We start from the raw sequence: 17,428 nt of genomic DNA, 5'->3' as shown, positions 1-17,428 counted from the left end.
TAAACCTACTTTCTGTCGTATTACTACAAGCCATCTTTACAGATTAATTCGCTCTAAGCCCGCTAATACCATTACGTTTATTAGCACGTATCATGGAATATAAAAACACTGTTAATTAAAAGAAATTGGTATTTAGACCTCAATAGATGTAACTAGTTCGCCCTAAGAATTACTTTCTTTACTTCAGATGGTTTAGCATCGACTTTCATATACTTACCATGACATTTTGTGTCGGTTCCAACCCTAAAATACAAGATGAACCTCTCTCTGTAATCCTTCTCCTCGAATCTAAAGTTTCCAATCAAACACCATAGCTACCTAATTCAAATGTTTAGAAGTAATCAATTGAATAATCCTAATTCTGGTTTCTGCCCGACTTAGAAAGATGATGATTAGCTGATTCTATGTATTCGACACTTTTTTGGGAATTTTCCTTTCTGCAAGTGTATAGAGTGTCGTAGTAATGCAAGCAAGCTTCATTCTTTATAACTGCCAATTGGATGTGTACCACACTTTTTTGGGAATTATCTTTTCTGCAAGTGTATAGAGTGTCGTAGTAATGCAAGCAAGCTTCATTCTTTATAACTGCCAATTGGATGCGTACCACACTTTTTTTGGAATTATCTTTTCTGCAAGTGTATAGAGTGTTGTAGTAATGCTTCAGCAAGCTTCATTCTTTATAACTGCCGATTGGATGTGTACTACACTTTTTTTGGAATTATCTTTTCTGCAAGTGTATAGAGTGTTGTAGTAATGCTTCAGCAAGCTTCATTCTTTGTAACTGCCAATTGGATGTGTACTACACTTTTTTGGAATTATCTTTTCTGCAAGTGTATAGAGTGTTGTAGTAATGCTTCAGCAAGCTTCATTCTTTGTAACTGCCAATTGGATGTGTCCTACACTTTTTTTGGAATTATCTTTTCTGCAAGTGTATAGAGTGTTGTAGTAATGCTTCAGCAAGCTTCATTCTTTATAACTGCCGATTGGACGTGTACGACACTTTTTTTGGAATCATCTTTTCTACAAGTGTATAGAATGTCGTATTAACACTTTAGCAACATTCATTACTTAATAACACTACTACCTATTACGGAGGAACTAACAAATGGAACTAACTATTGAAAAATCAATTGAAGAAAAAATTGAAAGCTTAATTACACAAAGCCTTGAAAAAATCCTTGAAAAAAACATTGAATCAATCCTTGATACAAAACTTGATTCTTACCTTGGAAAAAAGCTTGGATTTTCTCCTGATAAAAACCTTGAAAAAAAACTTGGTGAAACAATTGGACAGCATAATGAGCATGAAGCTAAAGAATGGCTAAACGTTCAGGAAACTTGCGATTATATCGGAATTTCCTATAAAAGTTTACAAAAGCTTATTGATCAAGGACTTAAAGGTAATTCAATTGGTCGCAGCAAGCGATTCTCCAAAACGGAAATCAATCACTTTTTAAAAAATGTACAAGCATAAAAAATAATGGAAAACACAAAAGGAGATCATTCTAATGACAACAATGGAAAAAGCAGTTAAAGAATATATGAAAAGAGGCGTTCCTCATTATATGGTGAAAATGTATGGGGGTATCGATCCTTATACGAAAAAGCAAATCGACATTACAAAGCGTGGTTTTAAAACAAAAACTGAAGCAAAAGCTTTTTATGCCCAAAAGCAAGCAGAAATGCTACAACGAAATGATACTGACAATCCAAACCTTACATTTGAGCAATTCTATCATTCTTACTATGAAGAATACCTTCAAAATTGTTCCCTCGAAAAAAGTACTTTAGGGAAAATTAAAGGGATTTTCAAAAACCACATCCTACCTTTTTACGGAGATTTAAAGCTTAAAAATATTTCTTACCAAGATACTTTGCGGTCTTTTGAAGTATGGAAAGAAAAATTACAAAAACCATCAAAAGTAGCAATCGAACTAAATAAATGCTTAGAACAAGCTAAATATAACGATTTCATTCCAAATAATCCCCTTAAACTTGATGGTTTACGATTATGGGAAAAAAAAGAAGAGAGAAAGAGAGACAATGCACAAGGTGATAAATTGTTCTATACATTAGATGAAATAGATTTATTTATTCAAAAACTAAAAACAACAGATGATAGTTCAAAAATCGCAAGTTTCCTCTTGCTTGTAAATTTAGGCTTACGCAAAGGAGAGCTTCTTGCACTGCAATGGCAAGATATTGATTTTCAAAATAAAAAAATCCATATTCATCAAGCAGTTGGTATGGACGAATTGAATAAGCCTTATATTAAAGCTACGAAAAACTTTTTAGAAAGAACACTTGATATTGATGAGGAGACTTTCCAAGCACTATTAAAATGGCAGAAGCTCCAAGCAGAGCAATTAAAGTGGCAAAGTCTTGAGCATCAAGGTAATAAGCAGTTTATCTTCCCAAACAATAAAAATACTTTTTATACTAACAGCAAGTTAAATACTTGGTTAAATAAGTTCCAAACCCAACAAGGACTAAAACTTGTTTCAGTTCACGGCTTACGTCACAGTTGTGCTACTCGCATCTATTATCAAACGAAAGATATAAAATTCGTTCAACATTTCTTAGGTCACAAAGACATGGCAACAACAGTAGATACGTATATTCATTGCATTCCCGAAATAGGCAGTATATTAGTAAAACGTTTTAATCGTACTGCATAAATGACCATTAGTTGAATCTCAATTCGTGCCAAAGTACATTTGTATTTTGGCACTTTTTCTTTCTCTATCTTAAAAAAGGTTTTTAAAATAAGTAAAGAAATACTTGTGAACCGTGTACTGTATGATATTACATCTAAGCCATCAGTAGCCTTATTTAATAATTAATGTATAAATTGAAGGGTTAGTTTTCATTTTTACCCAAGGATATGTGTTTTCACGTAAAATAAAAGTCCACATTTCTAAGTGTTGAAGAAACCTTCCTGTTAAGTGAGTATACCATCCATTACTTTATAAAAAATATTCCAAATGGTAGAATAATACTACTATTTAAGGAGGAGATTTTTTGATAGATTCTGATAAATATTTACAAGACGGCATTCAAGAAAAAAATGTTGAAATTATCCAAGCTACTCACAAAGGAGAATGGACACCCAATGGTACAGACATAAACATAGAATGTTACGTACTTGAAAACGGTGAGCGAGTTTTCTCACTAAGAGGAACTGCTAGAACAATGGGATTAAAAGGAGGAGGTGCTTTAGCGTTACCTCGAATGCTCAATGCTAATTATATACAAGATTATTTAAGCGAAGATTTAAAAACATGGTTAGAAGAGACGAGTAACGGTAAAGTTCAAAAAATCATACCACCAGAAGGAGGAAACAACTTCCATGCCTTCAAAGCTACTCTATTAGTAGATTTATCAGATGCTTTTTATAGAGCAAAAAACGATGGTATTTTCGATAAACCTGGCATGAGCTATCAAAAAGAATTAGCTGATAGACTATATAATATCACTTTAGCTTTTTCTAAAGTGGGAATTAATGCTTTAATTGATGAAATAACAGGTTACCAAGATATACGTGAAAAAAATGCACTACAAAAATTATTAGATTTGTATGTTGAAGAACTATTTCGACCATGGGAACGAAAATTCCCAGAAGAATTCTATAAAGAAATTTATCGTTTAAAAGGTTGGGAGTATACTGGTAGCAGTCAACGACCTCACACAGTAGCCAAAATTACCAACGAATTTATCTACAGTTTTTTACCAGATGATGTAATGAGAGAAGTTCGTGAACGTAAATCAAAAAATGAAAAAATCCATCAATGGTTATCATCAGAGGTCGGATTAAATCACTTAGAAAAGCAAATCACCTCCACTACTACACTAATGCGTGCAAGTGATAGTTGGGAAGAATTCGAAAAATTATTTAACCGTTCCTTTAACCGTAACATTCCGGAACAACTAGCTTTATTTTAATAAAAACTGAAATAACTTATTTCCTTACCCATTAACAATATAATAAAAAATGCTCAATATCTTATCTCCTAAGATATTGAGCATTTATCTATGTGCAATAAATCTATATTAAATCTTCGAGGCAAATAGTTAAATTTCTAATTGAATTTTAATTTCTTCCCATTCAGCACTTACCTCTTTATTTAATTTAATGAAAATTTCACTATCTTGCCTCACTCCAGAGTATGCTTTTGAAGCTTCATATTTTACAAAATAATCCAACAAGCTAGCAATGATCCTTGGATTATCTGCCATTTCATTTTTATTGTTATGTAAAAATAAATTATACAATTCAGCAAAAGTAGACCTATTTTTATAATATAACTTTTCAAGTCTTATATATGAAGGGAGCAAAGCACTAGCAAAAAGCACTTGTGTTACTATCGAAATAAACTCCAGCTTAGTTTCTCTCATTACTAACAAGATTAGGAACAACAAGATAAATGCCCCTATTTTCCACCTTACTGACACTACCATTTTATGAGTCACTCGCATCCCAAAAAGCGAGTTTTCAAATACATTAACTCCTAGTTTTACAATCGATGGCTCTACATCATTATTATAATAGTTAATAGTTCTTTCATTATCTAATGGCACATTAAATGAATTAGACAATAGGTTTTTTCTTCTCTTCTCTTCAACCTCGGCCATCATAAATATTGTTAAATAATTGTCTGTTACAAAATATATCAAAATTGTAGCTATAAATATATAATCTAACACTTCTTTATATTGCATTTTATTATCAATTCCTACGATAACAATAGATATAAATACATTTAGAATAAAAAAAACATTAGAGAACTTACTGAAACTATTTATTTTTTTATAATATTTATCTAAAGAATCTATTCTTTGGTTCATATTTCACCCCTAAAATTCCGAAAAAAGTTTTTTTATTTCAGTTTCAGCAAGAGTAAATTGCCCCATAGATTCATACTTTTTACAATTAGCAATAACCTGTTTAGATTTTTCTAGATTTCGTTTAAACACTTGAGAAGAATTATAATCTGGTGTTAATACTTCTATTATTTCATAAATATACAGTTTAATAGAACTTTTACCACTATACGCATATCTATCAACAATCCATTCCTCTAGTTTAAATGATGAATAATATCCTCCTAAAATAGATTTATTCCAGTATTTCATCAAACGAATCACAGGTTTTAATTTAGACTGACTCCTTACATTCGCAACTGTTAATTTTTTATTGAACGATACTGGTTCCGTATGAATCCACTCTGAGAAAGTTTTCGAAGGATTGGTAGAGGGAATAGAGAGGTTCCCCATCCAATCCTCCAAAGCAGGAGTCAGTTCAAATTTAATATGATTAAGTTTCAATACCATAGTCGGACTATCTTTATAAATATCAGATGTCGAATAATATTTATGCATAAAAATTTTCAAATATCTTAATAATGTTTCTGGTTTAAATCCATTAGGATTTTTGAAAATTATCATATAATCTATATCTGAACCGCTATCTACTTTTCTAGGTAAAATAGTTCCTCTTGTACTAGAACCGAATTGAAAATGCCTTTTCATTTCACCATTATTGAAAAAATAATTTAAACGAATAGATAAAGTTGTTAATGATGTTTCAATACTAGCCTTTTCACTAGCAGTAAGAACCAATCTGCTAGACAATCTTTCTAAATAACCATTTACAGACAAACCACATTCCCCCATTCCATTATTTAACACATTATACTATGTACTTTAAACAATCGCATTATTTCGGTAAACTTGCATTTTAACACATCACCCAAAAATGAATAAATAACTATTTAAATTAAATATCCCCTTTAAGTGATTATAATTTTTCTAATCTCTGGCTAAACAAAAAATAGCAACTTGCAGTAACTGCTACTGAAGGTTATATAAAATTTATTGCTGGAGCTGGTTCAGGAAGAAGAGATCGGTCCCAAAAGTGTAGCCGCCTGGTCTCTTTTAGTTAAACTTTCTTTAATAATTTTATATACAGTAGCCCTACCAATCCCATACTTCTTTGCAATATCTGTAGCACTTTCTCCTGCTTCAAATAATGCTCTAACATGCTTCTTAGTTATTTTATCAATTGCAGGTCTTCCACCCACTTTTCCTCTCTTACGAGCAGCCTCTAATCCTGCTTTAGTACGTTGCTGAATAATATCACGTTCAAACTCTGCAAATACAGCTAACATACCAAACATAGCTTTACCAGTTGGTGTTGAAGTATCAAATGAATCATGTACCGATACAAAATCTACTTCCTTTTCTTTTAAATTGTCTGTTAGCTCATATAACTCTTTTGTACTTCGTGCTAAACGATCTAGCTTATACACAACGAACAAGTCACCTTTTGTAGCTGCTTTCATTGCATTGATTAACTCTGTACGCTCATTCTTACTGCTCGACACCTTCTCTACATATAAAACAAGCTCTAATCCTTTCTGATCTGCATAATTTTGAATTGCTTGTTCCTGCATATCTAAATTCTGTTCTTCAGTACTTACACGACAATAACCAATAATTCTAGGCAAAATTAACCCCTCATTTCTATAAACTTATACGTTTTATATGCTTATAATAATAGATGGATTTATAGACAGATTCCATAAAAAAAGAGAGCCTAAACGTTAATTCAAGCTCCTTCTTTTAATTGTCTACTAAACGATGGTTTTATAGACGTTTATTTCATAATTAAAATGTGAACCATATCGCAACCGAAATACTAGATCATTCTGGTAGATAAGATTATCGAGACAGCAAGTTTACTGGTAGGCTTTACACGGATTCTTTGCGGGCATAATTCACTTTTAAAAGGTATAGAAAAATGTTACTTAACATACCTTTTACTAGGGCTAAATCATACATGATTGAGAACATCAAAATTAATAATTCAATTCAAACTGGATTGAGAATATTCGAAAATTACGCTATAATTCAGTGTGTTGAGATAACAAATAAGACTGTTTAGTGGTGGTACACTAAGCAATCTTAGCAACAAGCAGAATCGATTCAAAGGCGATTAGCGAGCAAAAAGTAAAAAAAGTAAACCACTACTCAACTTTGGCGGAGAGGGCGGTTTATTTTTTTTGTAAAAGCAAATGACAATGCCATTACAAATACGATAAGTGTTGAAAAAAACGTATAGCTATCATCATTGCTTCGCCCTTACCAACAGCTATACACCTCACGATTCTACAATACTAATGTCCGAACGAGTAATACACATGTAAATTGAAGAGGGAAAGTATTTAATCATAAAAAAAGGCTTACCGATCTTATAAGACCAATAAGCATGAGATGAATTAAGATGGATAAGTTTATTTTTAAAGTAAATTCTCAATTCAACTGAGAGCCATTTAGTCAACGACCTCAAATTGCATCGTTTCAAAATTTAGCTCCATTGGAATGTAATGCGTTACGATTATCATTAATGGAAATGCCAGCGTCACTGTATAAGCATATACGTGCATGAATTGTAGCGGATCAACCTGTGCATATATTACTATCACCCAATGAGCGAGCACATACGGAACATAGAAAACGATAAAAAAGTAAGCTAGGCATCTGGCGGTTTGTTGCATACTTAAATAAAAGCCTGATGCGATATATATTAATATGTCTCTTGTTTCTTCTTTCATAATACCGTCGCCTCCATAATATAATGTTTCTTCTATTATATTATAAAAATGATGTACCACGATATTCTCTATTACACCATAAGACATGTTTTTAATTGTTTAGAAAGTAACTTTATACTATTCCTTAAACAACAGCATACACCCTTCGTATTTATTCATAATGTAAAACACCTAGCCATTTTGAGCAAAAAAAGAGATGCAATATGCTGCATCTACTCTATTTTACGCCAATCAATAATCTCAATTATTGCATTTGAAAGCTGATTGTACAGGATTAACCAATTTCCAACGATATTTAATTGAATTAATATTTCACCGTTAATATTTTCTCGAAATACAAGAACAATAATAGAGAGTTCTTTATTTTCGGAACGCTCTAATACCCCAGCCTTCACCAGATAGTCATTAAAATGGCATTCTACGTATTGTTTTTCATCTAACTGAGCGTCAAGTAGCGTTCGTATCGTCTGAGTCACATGCTTGTACAGGTTATGTGTATTGAATTCGTCTTGTAATGCTACTGCTAAATCGTACTTAATTTGCTGTGCTTGCAAAAGAATCGCTCCTTTCATAGTGTGTTCGTACTACCATTCTACATGCTTTGAATCGAGATATTAAATTGATATTTAAATATACTTGACTGTCAAATATATTAAACGTTCTCTACAAGACAAATAGGAAAAGAGGGTTTTTAATCTTTTTTATTTTACCTGAGGTACAGACAACACCATGGAAAAATTGTACGTATAGTTACAGCCGACCAACACTAGAAAATATAAAATATAGAAAACAAAGTAGAACGAACGTTCGTTTCATGGTATATTAAAAGTGCTTCAAGGGCGATTAGCGAGAAAAGTAAATCATTATTCAGCTTTGGGTGCGAGGGCGGTTTACTTTTTTAGTGAAAGTGACTACGGATGTTCTATCATCCGTAGTTTTTCTATTTGCTTAATTTAAATCGAAGTCTTGAGTGCTACGGTTTTTCTGTGTTTGTTTATTGCATGGATTATGCCCTCAAACGTCGCTTTCAATTAATTTAGATACACGCAAAGAACTTTTTAAGTAATTTCTAATTTTTAAGCTTACTAAATGAGCTATTTTCGTTCAAGCAGAGCAATCGCCTTATCAATTTTCTTAATCGTGTTATCAAATCCAAAATTAGTTACTTTGGTGTGTGGCTGTGTAGATTTTCTATTTATAGTACGTTTCAAACCCATGTTTGTCCCCCCTGTATAGCTTTTTCTTAAAATTTTCCTCGTATCCTAAATTTGCAATTATACAAAATAGCTCCTAATCCAAATATTCAGAAGTAAACAATTTTAATTATCTTAATCCTATCTTCTGTCCGACTTAGAAAGCTTATAAATAGCTGATTCTACGTATTCGACACTTTTTTCTGAATTACCTTTTCTACAAGTGTATAGCATATCGTATTAATACTTCAGCACGCTGCATACTTCATAATCGCTGATTCGATGTATCCGACACTTTTTTTGGAATAATCTCATCTGCAAGTTTATAGAGTGGAGTATTAACACTTTAGCAACCTACAAGGCTTAATAACACTTACTATCTATTGCGGAGGAACAAACAAATGGAAAACTTAGTTACACAAAAACTTAAAAAAAACATTGTAACAGAGCTTGAATTTACATTCGATGAAGACCTTAATCAAATCTTTGATAAATGCTTATTGATCAAGGGCGTAGTGGTATTTCAACTAGTCGAGGCAAGCGATTTTTTAAAACGGGAATCAATCACTTTTTAACTAATTTACAAGAATAAAAAATAATAGATAACACAAAAGGAGATCATTTTAATGACAACAACGGACAAAGCTGTTAAAGGTACAAAAAATCAAATTGGAAAATTATTCTATACCCCAATTGAATCGGACGAATTTATTCAAAAGCTGAAAACAACAGATGATACAAAAATCGCAATTTTTTTAATGTTTGTAAATTTAGGTTTACGCAAAGGAGAGCTTCTTGCCCTGCAATGGCAAGATATAGATCTTCAAAACAAAACAATCCGTATTCACCAAGCCGTTGATTTTGACCAATTGAATAAGCCTTATATTAAAGTTACGAAAAACCAATATGAAAGAACGCTTGATATTGATGATGAAACTTTGCAAGCATTATTTAAATGGCAGGAGCTTCAAGCAGAGCAATTGAAGTTGCAAAATCTCGAGCATCAAGGCGAAAAGCAGCTTATCTTCACAAACAGTAAAAATACCTTTTACAATAACTATAAATTAATCACTTGGTTAAAAAAATTCCAAACTCAACACGCACTAAAACTTGTTCCAGTTCACGGTTTACGTCACACTTGTGCTGCTCGCATGTATTACCAAACAAAAGATGTTGAATTTATCCAACAACTTTTAGGTCACACAAATATAAAAACAACAATAGATTTGTATATTCATTGCGTCCCTGAATTAGGCGATATATTAGTAAAGTAATTTTTTCAAACTGTATAAATGATTGTTAATTCAATCTCAATCCATGCCAAAGTACATTTGTATTTTGGCACTTTTTCTCTGTTACTGGTTAACGTAGATTAACAGTTCAAAGTTATATTAATAATCTATTGCTACTAATTCTATAAGAGGCATGGACCAACAGGATATTAATATGTATTATATCTCTGAAAGTAAAGTAGCCCTTCAACATTATCTACAATATAAAATATCTACTTAGCAACCATTATACTATGCATTAAAACATGTAGTCAGAAGTATTAATATGTTCCATTGATTCTTTTATGACCTGAACATCACTAGGTTCAAATAAAACTAAATTTGTTCCATTCTGATGCACTGTACTTCTAAACATCATTCCAGCATACCCCTGTTCCTTGATGTAATTAGCTAAAGCATGAAAAGGGGCATATTCATATTTTCTTGTTTCTTCTTCATTAGAGTGTACAGGTTTAAAAATTTGATCATTAGAAAATATATTGAAATAAAGATTAGCAAGTATACTAGCTAATTTCCCCTTATCTTTTCCTGCCCTTGTTTTTCTAGATATGTAATCAACCAACTCATCCTCTGGTACAGGAATATTAATATCTCCACAAATATTTAGTACCTTTTTTTCCTTAGCTAACTCATTAACCTCAAACTTACATATTGTTGCTTTAGTATTTTTTAATGCTCTTATTTCATTTAGAACAGTTTTCACCACTACTTTTTTAGTTATGTTTTCTGACTTACCTTTATCCTTCCCCAGTACACCTAAATAAATAAAGACCTCTCCCGGTGGGTTCATTCTATTATGTTTTGTAGCAAACTCCAGTTTGGGTATCATTCTCTCAAAGTTTTCAAGATCAATTTCACCAGATACTCCTCTATACATTTGTTTTACATTAGACAGAGAGATTTCTACTAAGTTGCTAGCATTTTTAAATAAATCTGCAAATACTTTAAAAAAAGTATATTTATTAATTAATTGCTCTGTATCATTATATTCAACTACACCATTTGACAGATCATCTTTAAGTATCTGCCATTGCTGAAATAATAACTTGACTTGACTCTCAAATCCCTTCTCATTCAATACATTCACCTCTAAATTAATTTTTTTACTCTCTATCATTATATCCTTTACTCCCCAAACATGAAGCCAGAATTGAGGACAACGGCTTGGTGAATACCCCCCTCTAGTTACTTGTTATAAATAACTAAAAAAAAGTTAAATTTTTGAAGTATTACTTCATTCGGTATATTTATTTTCAGTAATAGAATAGTGATAAATTTCAATATCTGAATCAATGAAACCTCTTCGCTTTGCCCCATGCAACGTTTGATACATATTCTCTCTACCAACAGGGTTGTCCGTATGAATATATATTTTGCTTGCCCGTAACCCTTTTTCACAAATATATTTTACTAAATCATAACCTGTTGGCAATAGATTACCTTGTAGATCCTCTCCTAAATCATGGTCAAGAGAAAGTATATCTACTTGGTAATTTTCAAGTAAGTGAATTGCTTCTTGAAACGTTCTTGCAACGACAAAACCATTCGGACAATCTCTTAAATCATCCACATAAAGATTTATCTTTTGTGTATCCAAAATAATCACATCCTTAATGCACTGTTTGTTTCAATTGTGTAGTGTAATAAAGGATTTTGCAAATATACAACCACTAATTACAAATAGCCTTTTTGCTATCACCATTATTTCTCCATTAAACGCTCTCAAAATAAAGGAAGTTTATTTATTGGGAAACCATTTTTTATACGCTATACTTACAATATAGTTAATCGCAGCATTAACTGTACCCCTAGTTTCCCTGTATGGTTCTAGGAGGCATTTCTATGAAAGACAATATTAAATCGTATACAAAAAAAGATGGCAAAACCTACTATATGTTTAAACTTTATTTAGGAATGGATAGCGAAACAGGCAAACAAATTCACGTTACTAGACGTGGTTTTCTAACGAAAAAAGAAGCTACCTTAGCATTAGCTCAATTAAGAGTTGAAGTTAAGAATGGGGAATATAAGAAGCCTAAAACTGAAACATACGAGGATATATATAATGTCTGGATTCAGCACTACGAAAGAACTGTTGAAGAAAGTACCTTTGTCAAAACTCTTGGCATTTTCAAGCATCATATTTTACCTGCAATAGGTCACTACCGAATAGAGAAGCTGAGTGTAGCAATATGCCAAAGCTTTGTTGATGACTGTTCCTTGAAACTAAAAAGGTTTCGAATGGTTAAAACATACGCATCTAAAGTGATAGATTTTGCAATTAAGCGTGAGTACATCAGTTCTAATCCCTTCAAGCTAGTGGATCTTCCAAAAACCAAAGCTTCTACTGTATTAGATACTGAGGTTAACTACTATTCAAAGGAGCAGCTAATTTACTTTCTACAATGTTTAAAGCAATATGGTAACGCTCAAATCACCGCATTTTTCTATCTGCTTTCATTTTCAGGTATCCGTAAAGGTGAGGCACTTGCATTAACCTGGGCAGATTTAAATTTCGATACAAAGGAATTGTTTATTACAAAAGCTCTTTCGAGAGGTAAAAATAACAAGCTCTATATTAAATCAACGAAAACCGATACTTCACGCCAGCTTTTAATCGATGATGAAACATGCGGCATCTTATCTGAATGGAAAAGGATTCAGCAAGCTAAATTTCCAAAGGCGAATGACAAAAGTCAATTAGTGTTTACAAACGAACAAAATGGCTTATTGCAACAAACGGTTCCCAGAAAATGGCTCATGAAAATCATCGAAACTTACGGCTTGCCCTATACACATGTCCACTCATTTCGTCATGTGCATTGCTCTTTACTTTTCGAAGCAGGTGCAAGTGTCAAAGAAGTACAAGAACGATTAGGACATACAGATGTGCAAACAACGCTCAACATTTATACGCATCTATCAAAGCGTGCAAAAAATGACACGATTAATAAGTTTGTGACGTACTTACACTCATGATTTTGACCCAAAAGTGACCAGTTTTATAGCCAGTTTATGCTGAAAACCCCAGAAAGCTCAGTACAATAAAAATAGAAAAAACCCTTGATATACAAGGGTTTTGACCACTCTAGACAACTCTAGAAAATATAAGTATGGAGACGGTGGGAGTCGAACCCGCGTCCAAAAACTCCATTAAATACAAAGAGAATAAATCAACGTTTTTTATAATACTGAATCCCATCCCGCTCCTCAATCTCAACCATTCCCTGATCCACCAAATAATCAAACTGTCCTAACGTCTCACTCAGTGTCAGGCCTAATTGCTGCTGATAGATCCGTTCAAATAATTGGGTCGTCATTTCAAAGTTGGTTTGCGGCTTATCAAGCAGTCCATATACTTTGAAAGCGCGCTGTCTTTGTTTTTCCAAACGCTCATCGATGAGGGGTTCAATTTGTGTAAGTTCCCCACCGTGTCCTGAGTACACTTTTGAAATCCCTAAGTTTTTCAGGCGTTTTAGTGATTCATTGTACTGCAGAAGAGATTTAGGACGTTCCATCGATAAATCAATTGGTGGCTCGACTAATGGATTGGAAGATGTGCGTTCCAGTAGTAAATCTCCGCCGATACATTCTCTCGTCTGCTCATCGACGAAAATTAAATGGCTTTGTGCATGGCCTGGTGTCTCGTATACTTTCATCCCTGGGTGGCCTGGCACTTCATCCCCTTCTTTTAAATAACCTGTTAGCGGAATCGTACCGAACAGCTCGATTTCCCCTTTTACGTGTAAAATACGGTTCACATATTTTTCAGGTACACCTTGCTCTTTTAATAGCTTTTTAAAAAACTGCTCATGATACTGTAGAAATGATGGTTCCTTTTTCATCCAGTAATCGACATATTCATGACCTAACACTTCCGCGCCAGGAAATGCATCAATCCATCCTGCATGGTCCGGGTGATGATGAGTTAATACGACCTGTTCCACATCTTTCAAATCATAACCTGCACTGCGTAGACCCCATTTGATCGCCTCATATGCTTCTTCTGTTTTTGGTCCTGCATCGAATAAAGTGAGGGCATCTCCTTTTACTAGAAAAGCATTTACATCCCCTACTGCATATGGTGTTGGTATAACAATTTTATGTACTTCCATGTTTTAATCCCCTTTGGCTTGCTCGTTCTGAATGACTATTCATTTATTTTAACTCTTTTTTTCTTATTCGTCACGTTAAAGGTTGACAGTTTTTCAATACACCACTATAATTTTTGATAATTCGAAATTTACAGGCAATGAGAAAGCTAAGTACATTATTTTAAGGTTTTAGAGAGTGCCGTCTTTGCTGAAATCGGCATAACCCGCTGAAATAATCGAACCTCCTTTTGAGCCGTTATGACAACATAACCGTACCCTTTGCGATAAAAAGGCTGAAGCTGCACACATTATGTGTGAATAAAGGTGGTACCGCGGAAATCAATGCATTTTCGTCCTTACTGATTGTAGGGATGAAGATGCTTTTTTTATGTTCATAAAAAAATCTTAACGTTTACAGGAATCGCATTTAAAAATCGGAGGGATACAATATGCAAAAGATTATATTTATCGGTGCTGGTTCCATGGCAGAAGCGCTCATTCATGGATGGATCAAAAAGAGTGTCGTTAACCCAAAGGCTCTGTTCATATCCAATCGATCCAATAAAGAACGCTTACAGGAGCTTGTTGAAGCCTATAATGTCAACCTAATGGAGGATATTTCGCAGCTGCACGATGCTGATCTCGTTATTTTAGCGATGAAGCCAAAAGATGCCCGCGCTGCAATGGAGGTAATTGCACCACATTTAGGTGCTGATACCGCGATTTTATCCGTACTGGCTGGCGTAAGCATTGAGACGATCGAACAATATCTCGGCAGCCGACCAATTGCTCGTGTCATGCCAAACACTTCCGCAACTATTGGAATGTCTGCTTCAGGTATAGCATTCAATAAACACGTCACAACTGTTCAGCATGCACTTTATATTCAAATGCTTGAAGCGGTCGGCATTGTCATTGAAGTTGAGGAAGAAAAGCTTCATGCCGTTACAGCGCTTTCCGGAAGTGGTCCTGCCTATTTATACTATTTGGTTGAAGCATTTGAACAGGCTGGGGCTGAATATGGTTTGTCAAAGGAAATTGTACGGGAACTAATGGTTCAGACGATTGCGGGATCAGCGGAAATGCTGAAATCCGGTAATGTCGAACCGCAAATACTGCGCAAAAAAGTAACGAGTCCAGGTGGAACGACAGAGGCTGGGATTAAAGCACTGGAATCGATGTCCTTTAACGAGACAATTGCAAACTGTGTCAGAAGCGCAGAAAACCGGTCTAGAGAATTGGCGCGCGGGGAGTAAAAAACTTAATTCGAACGTTTGATAAATCACATGCTAAACAAAATCGTATCGGACATGGCAATTAATATAATAGCAAATGAAAATAGTTTGTATGCAAAAGAGCTTGAGGTATTTTTGCACCCAAGCTCTTCTTTATGAACATTTTTAAAAGAATATATTATCGTTGGGCTGCTTGTACTTTACGTAAGTTTGGCACTGTTCCGCCATCTACACGTAAATCGATACCTGTAATGTAAGAAGCTGCATCGCTCAATAAGAATTCAACAGCCGTTGCAATTTCACGTGCTTCCCCTTCCCTTTTTAATGGTGTAATCGCAAGTAATTGTGCCATTTGCTCAGACTGCTTTGCCTCTTGGCGACCCATTGATGTATTGATCGTCCCTGGAGAAAGTGAATTAATACGTGCGCCTTTTTCACCCCAATGCCAAGCCTGATCTTCAGCAATTACTTGTACAGCTAATTTAGAAAACGTATATGCTGCGCCAGAATTCCCTTGAGAGAATTGCTCTAGCGTTTCGACAGTATTTTCACCAAATGGATTGCGGATTACTTCCATATGAGGTCCTTGTGGGGGTACCATATAGCCACTCATAGATGAAATAATAACTGCAGATGTACCTTCAGTTGCTAGCGGATAAAATGCATTTAATACATTAATTGTTCCTGTTAGGTTAACATCTAAAATTTTCTTTGCATCACCCATAGTGGGAGAAATCCCTGCTGTATGTACTAAACCTTTTAATGTACCTAGTTGTTTCGTTTTTGCTGCTAAAGCATCTACATTTTCTTTAGAAGTAATATCAACTGTTTGATAATGAACGTCCGTAATCCCTTTTGAAGCTAACTCCTGTTTTGTTGCTTCTAAACGCTCCTCAGAAATATCTGCAAGTAATACTGTACCGTATTTCCCTACGAGTTCAGCAGTCGCTTTACCCATTCCACCAGAACCACCTGTAATTACATAAACTTGATTTGTCATTTGACATACCTCCTATACTTTTATATTTTAATTGTAACCGCATTCATTTAATATAATTCAGACATTTCAAGTGAAAATGTCCGAGGAGTGTCACATTTGAAATCATTAAAAAACACGTTTCAGGAAGCTTATTTGCAACTCCTTCATCAACATCTCCCTACCCAGGTTTCAGTAAAACAAATTGTTCTAGTTGCTAATACATCACGCTCTTCCTTTTACACCCATTTCGACAATCGAGAGCAGCTCCATTTGTATGTAAAACAGCAGATTCACAGGGAATTTTTCATGCATTATGAAATAAAAAATCCTCATGAATTCAGTAGTACAACTACTCTCAACCTGTGTCAACACATTATTAAATACCGCTCTTATTATCAACATGCATTACAAGATACACTCGATTTTCATCATCTTTCCATTGAACTGAGCAACTATTTAATGCACGTTTATAACGATTTAGATTATGCCATTTTTGCAAGTTTCGGCACAATTGGCTTCTTAAAAAATTGGGTAGAACATGACTTCCTCATTAGTCCAAGTGAAGCTGCCGAAAAATTAATGAAAATCGGTTTCACAAATTGGGCTTCAAAAGTAAATATTTAATAGATTGATTCACCAGTTTAAGCTAAATATTAAAAACACTCAGTTTAAATAATGACTGAGTGTTTAGAAATATGATTAATAATTTAATTGTTTTCATCCCTTATGGGAACCGTAATCTTTTACAACATTCCATTCTTAATTCGCTTCACAATACTGAATGTCGTATACAAAGAAATCGGACCTAATACTGCGGCAATAATCAGCCACGTATTTAAGCTATCTGTTGCCTTAAGCATATCTAGGTTGGTACGTATGTAGACGACTACTCCAAATAATAAAATATAACTCATTACATTTGGAAAAATAACTAGCAATCGTAATACTTTCGGTGAAATTGTCGGTTGCTGCATCATTCATCCCCCTTTTCTCCATTATAGCGAATTATTTCTGTAAATGAC

The 17,428-nt window shown here is 33.9% G+C and carries 19 protein-coding genes and 1 other annotated feature; of the genes, 8 read left to right on the top strand and 11 right to left on the bottom strand.

What is annotated here, in order from left to right; genetic code table 11:
- The first annotated feature begins 1,105 nt into the window (after positions 1 to 1,105).
- The 3 genes from SNE38_RS05140 (at position 1,106) to SNE38_RS05130 (ending at position 3,942) form a co-directional block, all read left to right on the top strand.
- Positions 1,106 to 1,474: a helix-turn-helix domain-containing protein gene (locus tag SNE38_RS05140; protein ID WP_336046020.1), complete on the top strand. Its 369-nt coding sequence runs from the start codon at positions 1,106 to 1,108 to the stop codon at positions 1,472 to 1,474.
- Positions 1,475 to 1,508: 34 nt separating this feature from the next.
- On the top strand, positions 1,509 to 2,678 hold the full coding sequence (locus SNE38_RS05135) for a tyrosine-type recombinase/integrase (RefSeq protein ID WP_336046019.1): 1,170 nt from the start codon (positions 1,509 to 1,511) through the stop codon (positions 2,676 to 2,678).
- 343 nt (positions 2,679 to 3,021) lie between these two features.
- Positions 3,022 to 3,942 carry a P63C domain-containing protein gene (locus tag SNE38_RS05130; RefSeq protein WP_336046018.1) on the top strand — a complete coding sequence of 307 codons (921 nt, stop codon included), beginning with the start codon at positions 3,022 to 3,024 and terminating at the stop codon, positions 3,940 to 3,942.
- A gap of 129 nt (positions 3,943 to 4,071) precedes the next feature.
- Here the strand turns inward: SNE38_RS05130 and SNE38_RS05125 are convergent, their stop codons facing one another.
- From SNE38_RS05125 to SNE38_RS05100, 6 genes are all read right to left on the bottom strand, one after another.
- On the bottom strand, positions 4,072 to 4,845 hold the full coding sequence (locus tag SNE38_RS05125) for a hypothetical protein (RefSeq protein WP_336046017.1): 774 nt from the start codon (positions 4,843 to 4,845) through the stop codon (positions 4,072 to 4,074).
- 9 nt (positions 4,846 to 4,854) lie between these two features.
- Positions 4,855 to 5,658, bottom strand: coding sequence for an SMODS domain-containing nucleotidyltransferase (locus SNE38_RS05120; protein WP_336046016.1), 804 nt, complete (start codon positions 5,656 to 5,658; stop codon positions 4,855 to 4,857).
- 230 nt (positions 5,659 to 5,888) lie between these two features.
- Positions 5,889 to 6,506 (bottom strand): recombinase family protein, encoded by a 618-nt coding sequence (locus SNE38_RS05115; RefSeq protein WP_336046015.1) that lies wholly within the window; start codon positions 6,504 to 6,506, stop codon positions 5,889 to 5,891.
- 825 nt (positions 6,507 to 7,331) lie between these two features.
- Entirely contained in the window at positions 7,332 to 7,700 is a 369-nt protein-coding gene (locus SNE38_RS05110; protein ID WP_336046014.1) for a hypothetical protein, read from the bottom strand.
- A gap of 125 nt (positions 7,701 to 7,825) precedes the next feature.
- Positions 7,826 to 8,185 (bottom strand): hypothetical protein, encoded by a 360-nt coding sequence (locus tag SNE38_RS05105; protein WP_336046013.1) that lies wholly within the window; start codon positions 8,183 to 8,185, stop codon positions 7,826 to 7,828.
- Positions 8,186 to 8,707: 522 nt separating this feature from the next.
- Positions 8,708 to 8,830, bottom strand: a complete 123-nt coding sequence (locus SNE38_RS05100; protein WP_336046012.1) for a hypothetical protein — start codon at positions 8,828 to 8,830, stop codon at positions 8,708 to 8,710.
- 377 nt (positions 8,831 to 9,207) lie between these two features.
- Here SNE38_RS05100 and SNE38_RS05095 point away from each other — a divergent pair, with 377 nt between their 5' ends.
- Together SNE38_RS05095 and SNE38_RS05090 are read left to right on the top strand one after the other, a co-directional pair.
- Complete coding sequence (locus tag SNE38_RS05095) at positions 9,208 to 9,381, top strand: hypothetical protein (RefSeq protein WP_336046011.1); 174 nt, start codon at positions 9,208 to 9,210, stop codon at positions 9,379 to 9,381.
- Between the two features lie 51 nt (positions 9,382 to 9,432).
- On the top strand, positions 9,433 to 10,080 hold the full coding sequence (locus tag SNE38_RS05090) for a site-specific integrase (RefSeq protein ID WP_336046010.1): 648 nt from the start codon (positions 9,433 to 9,435) through the stop codon (positions 10,078 to 10,080).
- A gap of 256 nt (positions 10,081 to 10,336) precedes the next feature.
- On the opposite strand, the gene SNE38_RS05085 is transcribed toward SNE38_RS05090, so the two are convergent.
- Complete coding sequence (locus SNE38_RS05085; RefSeq protein ID WP_336046009.1) at positions 10,337 to 11,215, bottom strand: RES family NAD+ phosphorylase; 879 nt, start codon at positions 11,213 to 11,215, stop codon at positions 10,337 to 10,339.
- Between the two features lie 117 nt (positions 11,216 to 11,332).
- On the bottom strand, positions 11,333 to 11,695 hold the full coding sequence (locus SNE38_RS05080) for a cyclic-phosphate processing receiver domain-containing protein (RefSeq protein WP_336046008.1): 363 nt from the start codon (positions 11,693 to 11,695) through the stop codon (positions 11,333 to 11,335).
- A 245-nt stretch (positions 11,696 to 11,940) separates the two neighbouring features.
- On the opposite strand from SNE38_RS05080, the gene SNE38_RS05075 reads away from it, so the two are divergent.
- On the top strand, positions 11,941 to 13,077 hold the full coding sequence (locus SNE38_RS05075; protein ID WP_336046007.1) for a site-specific integrase: 1,137 nt from the start codon (positions 11,941 to 11,943) through the stop codon (positions 13,075 to 13,077).
- Between the two features lie 194 nt (positions 13,078 to 13,271).
- Here the strand turns inward: SNE38_RS05075 and SNE38_RS05070 are convergent, their stop codons facing one another.
- A complete protein-coding gene (locus SNE38_RS05070) occupies positions 13,272 to 14,213 on the bottom strand; it encodes an MBL fold metallo-hydrolase (RefSeq protein WP_336046006.1) in 942 nt (313 codons plus the stop codon).
- 128 nt (positions 14,214 to 14,341) lie between these two features.
- Positions 14,342 to 14,553 (top strand) — a binding site (T-box leader).
- Positions 14,554 to 14,641: 88 nt separating this feature from the next.
- On the opposite strand from SNE38_RS05070, the gene proC reads away from it, so the two are divergent.
- A complete protein-coding gene (proC, locus tag SNE38_RS05065; protein WP_191705103.1) occupies positions 14,642 to 15,448 on the top strand; it encodes a pyrroline-5-carboxylate reductase in 807 nt (268 codons plus the stop codon).
- Positions 15,449 to 15,605: 157 nt separating this feature from the next.
- Here proC and SNE38_RS05060 read toward each other — a convergent pair whose 3' ends face one another.
- Positions 15,606 to 16,427: an SDR family oxidoreductase gene (locus SNE38_RS05060; protein WP_191705104.1), complete on the bottom strand. Its 822-nt coding sequence runs from the start codon at positions 16,425 to 16,427 to the stop codon at positions 15,606 to 15,608.
- A gap of 96 nt (positions 16,428 to 16,523) precedes the next feature.
- Here SNE38_RS05060 and SNE38_RS05055 point away from each other — a divergent pair, with 96 nt between their 5' ends.
- Positions 16,524 to 17,030 (top strand): TetR/AcrR family transcriptional regulator, encoded by a 507-nt coding sequence (locus SNE38_RS05055; protein WP_336046005.1) that lies wholly within the window; start codon positions 16,524 to 16,526, stop codon positions 17,028 to 17,030.
- A 119-nt stretch (positions 17,031 to 17,149) separates the two neighbouring features.
- Here SNE38_RS05055 and SNE38_RS05050 read toward each other — a convergent pair whose 3' ends face one another.
- Positions 17,150 to 17,380: an acyl-phosphate glycerol 3-phosphate acyltransferase gene (locus tag SNE38_RS05050; RefSeq protein WP_191705106.1), complete on the bottom strand. Its 231-nt coding sequence runs from the start codon at positions 17,378 to 17,380 to the stop codon at positions 17,150 to 17,152.
- Positions 17,381 to 17,428 lie beyond the last annotated feature (48 nt).

It is taken from the genome of Solibacillus ferritrahens, from assembly GCF_037027585.1.
Classification (GTDB): domain Bacteria; phylum Bacillota; class Bacilli; order Bacillales_A; family Planococcaceae; genus Solibacillus; species Solibacillus ferritrahens.
Note: the sequence above shows the minus strand (reverse complement) of the source record. Positions and strands in the feature narration are given on the sequence as shown.

What these genes read in the sequence shown, in the direction of transcription:
- SNE38_RS05140 (WP_336046020.1), top strand. Translation starts at nt 1,106, where the DNA reads ATGGAACTAACTATTGAAAAATCAATTGAAGAAAAAATTGAAAGCTTA.
- SNE38_RS05135 (WP_336046019.1), top strand. Translation starts at nt 1,509, where the DNA reads ATGACAACAATGGAAAAAGCAGTTAAAGAATATATGAAAAGAGGCGTT.
- SNE38_RS05125 (WP_336046017.1), bottom strand. Translation starts at nt 4,845, where the DNA reads ATGAACCAAAGAATAGATTCTTTAGATAAATATTATAAAAAAATAAAT.
- SNE38_RS05110 (WP_336046014.1), bottom strand. Translation starts at nt 7,700, where the DNA reads ATGTCTTATGGTGTAATAGAGAATATCGTGGTACATCATTTTTATAAT.
- SNE38_RS05105 (WP_336046013.1), bottom strand. Translation starts at nt 8,185, where the DNA reads ATGAAAGGAGCGATTCTTTTGCAAGCACAGCAAATTAAGTACGATTTA.
- SNE38_RS05100 (WP_336046012.1), bottom strand. Translation starts at nt 8,830, where the DNA reads ATGGGTTTGAAACGTACTATAAATAGAAAATCTACACAGCCACACACC.
- SNE38_RS05095 (WP_336046011.1), top strand. Translation starts at nt 9,208, where the DNA reads ATGGAAAACTTAGTTACACAAAAACTTAAAAAAAACATTGTAACAGAG.
- SNE38_RS05090 (WP_336046010.1), top strand. Translation starts at nt 9,433, where the DNA reads ATGACAACAACGGACAAAGCTGTTAAAGGTACAAAAAATCAAATTGGA.
- SNE38_RS05085 (WP_336046009.1), bottom strand. Translation starts at nt 11,215, where the DNA reads ATGATAGAGAGTAAAAAAATTAATTTAGAGGTGAATGTATTGAATGAG.
- SNE38_RS05075 (WP_336046007.1), top strand. Translation starts at nt 11,941, where the DNA reads ATGAAAGACAATATTAAATCGTATACAAAAAAAGATGGCAAAACCTAC.
- SNE38_RS05070 (WP_336046006.1), bottom strand. Translation starts at nt 14,213, where the DNA reads ATGGAAGTACATAAAATTGTTATACCAACACCATATGCAGTAGGGGAT.
- proC (WP_191705103.1), top strand. Translation starts at nt 14,642, where the DNA reads ATGCAAAAGATTATATTTATCGGTGCTGGTTCCATGGCAGAAGCGCTC.
- SNE38_RS05060 (WP_191705104.1), bottom strand. Translation starts at nt 16,427, where the DNA reads ATGACAAATCAAGTTTATGTAATTACAGGTGGTTCTGGTGGAATGGGT.
- SNE38_RS05050 (WP_191705106.1), bottom strand. Translation starts at nt 17,380, where the DNA reads ATGCAGCAACCGACAATTTCACCGAAAGTATTACGATTGCTAGTTATT.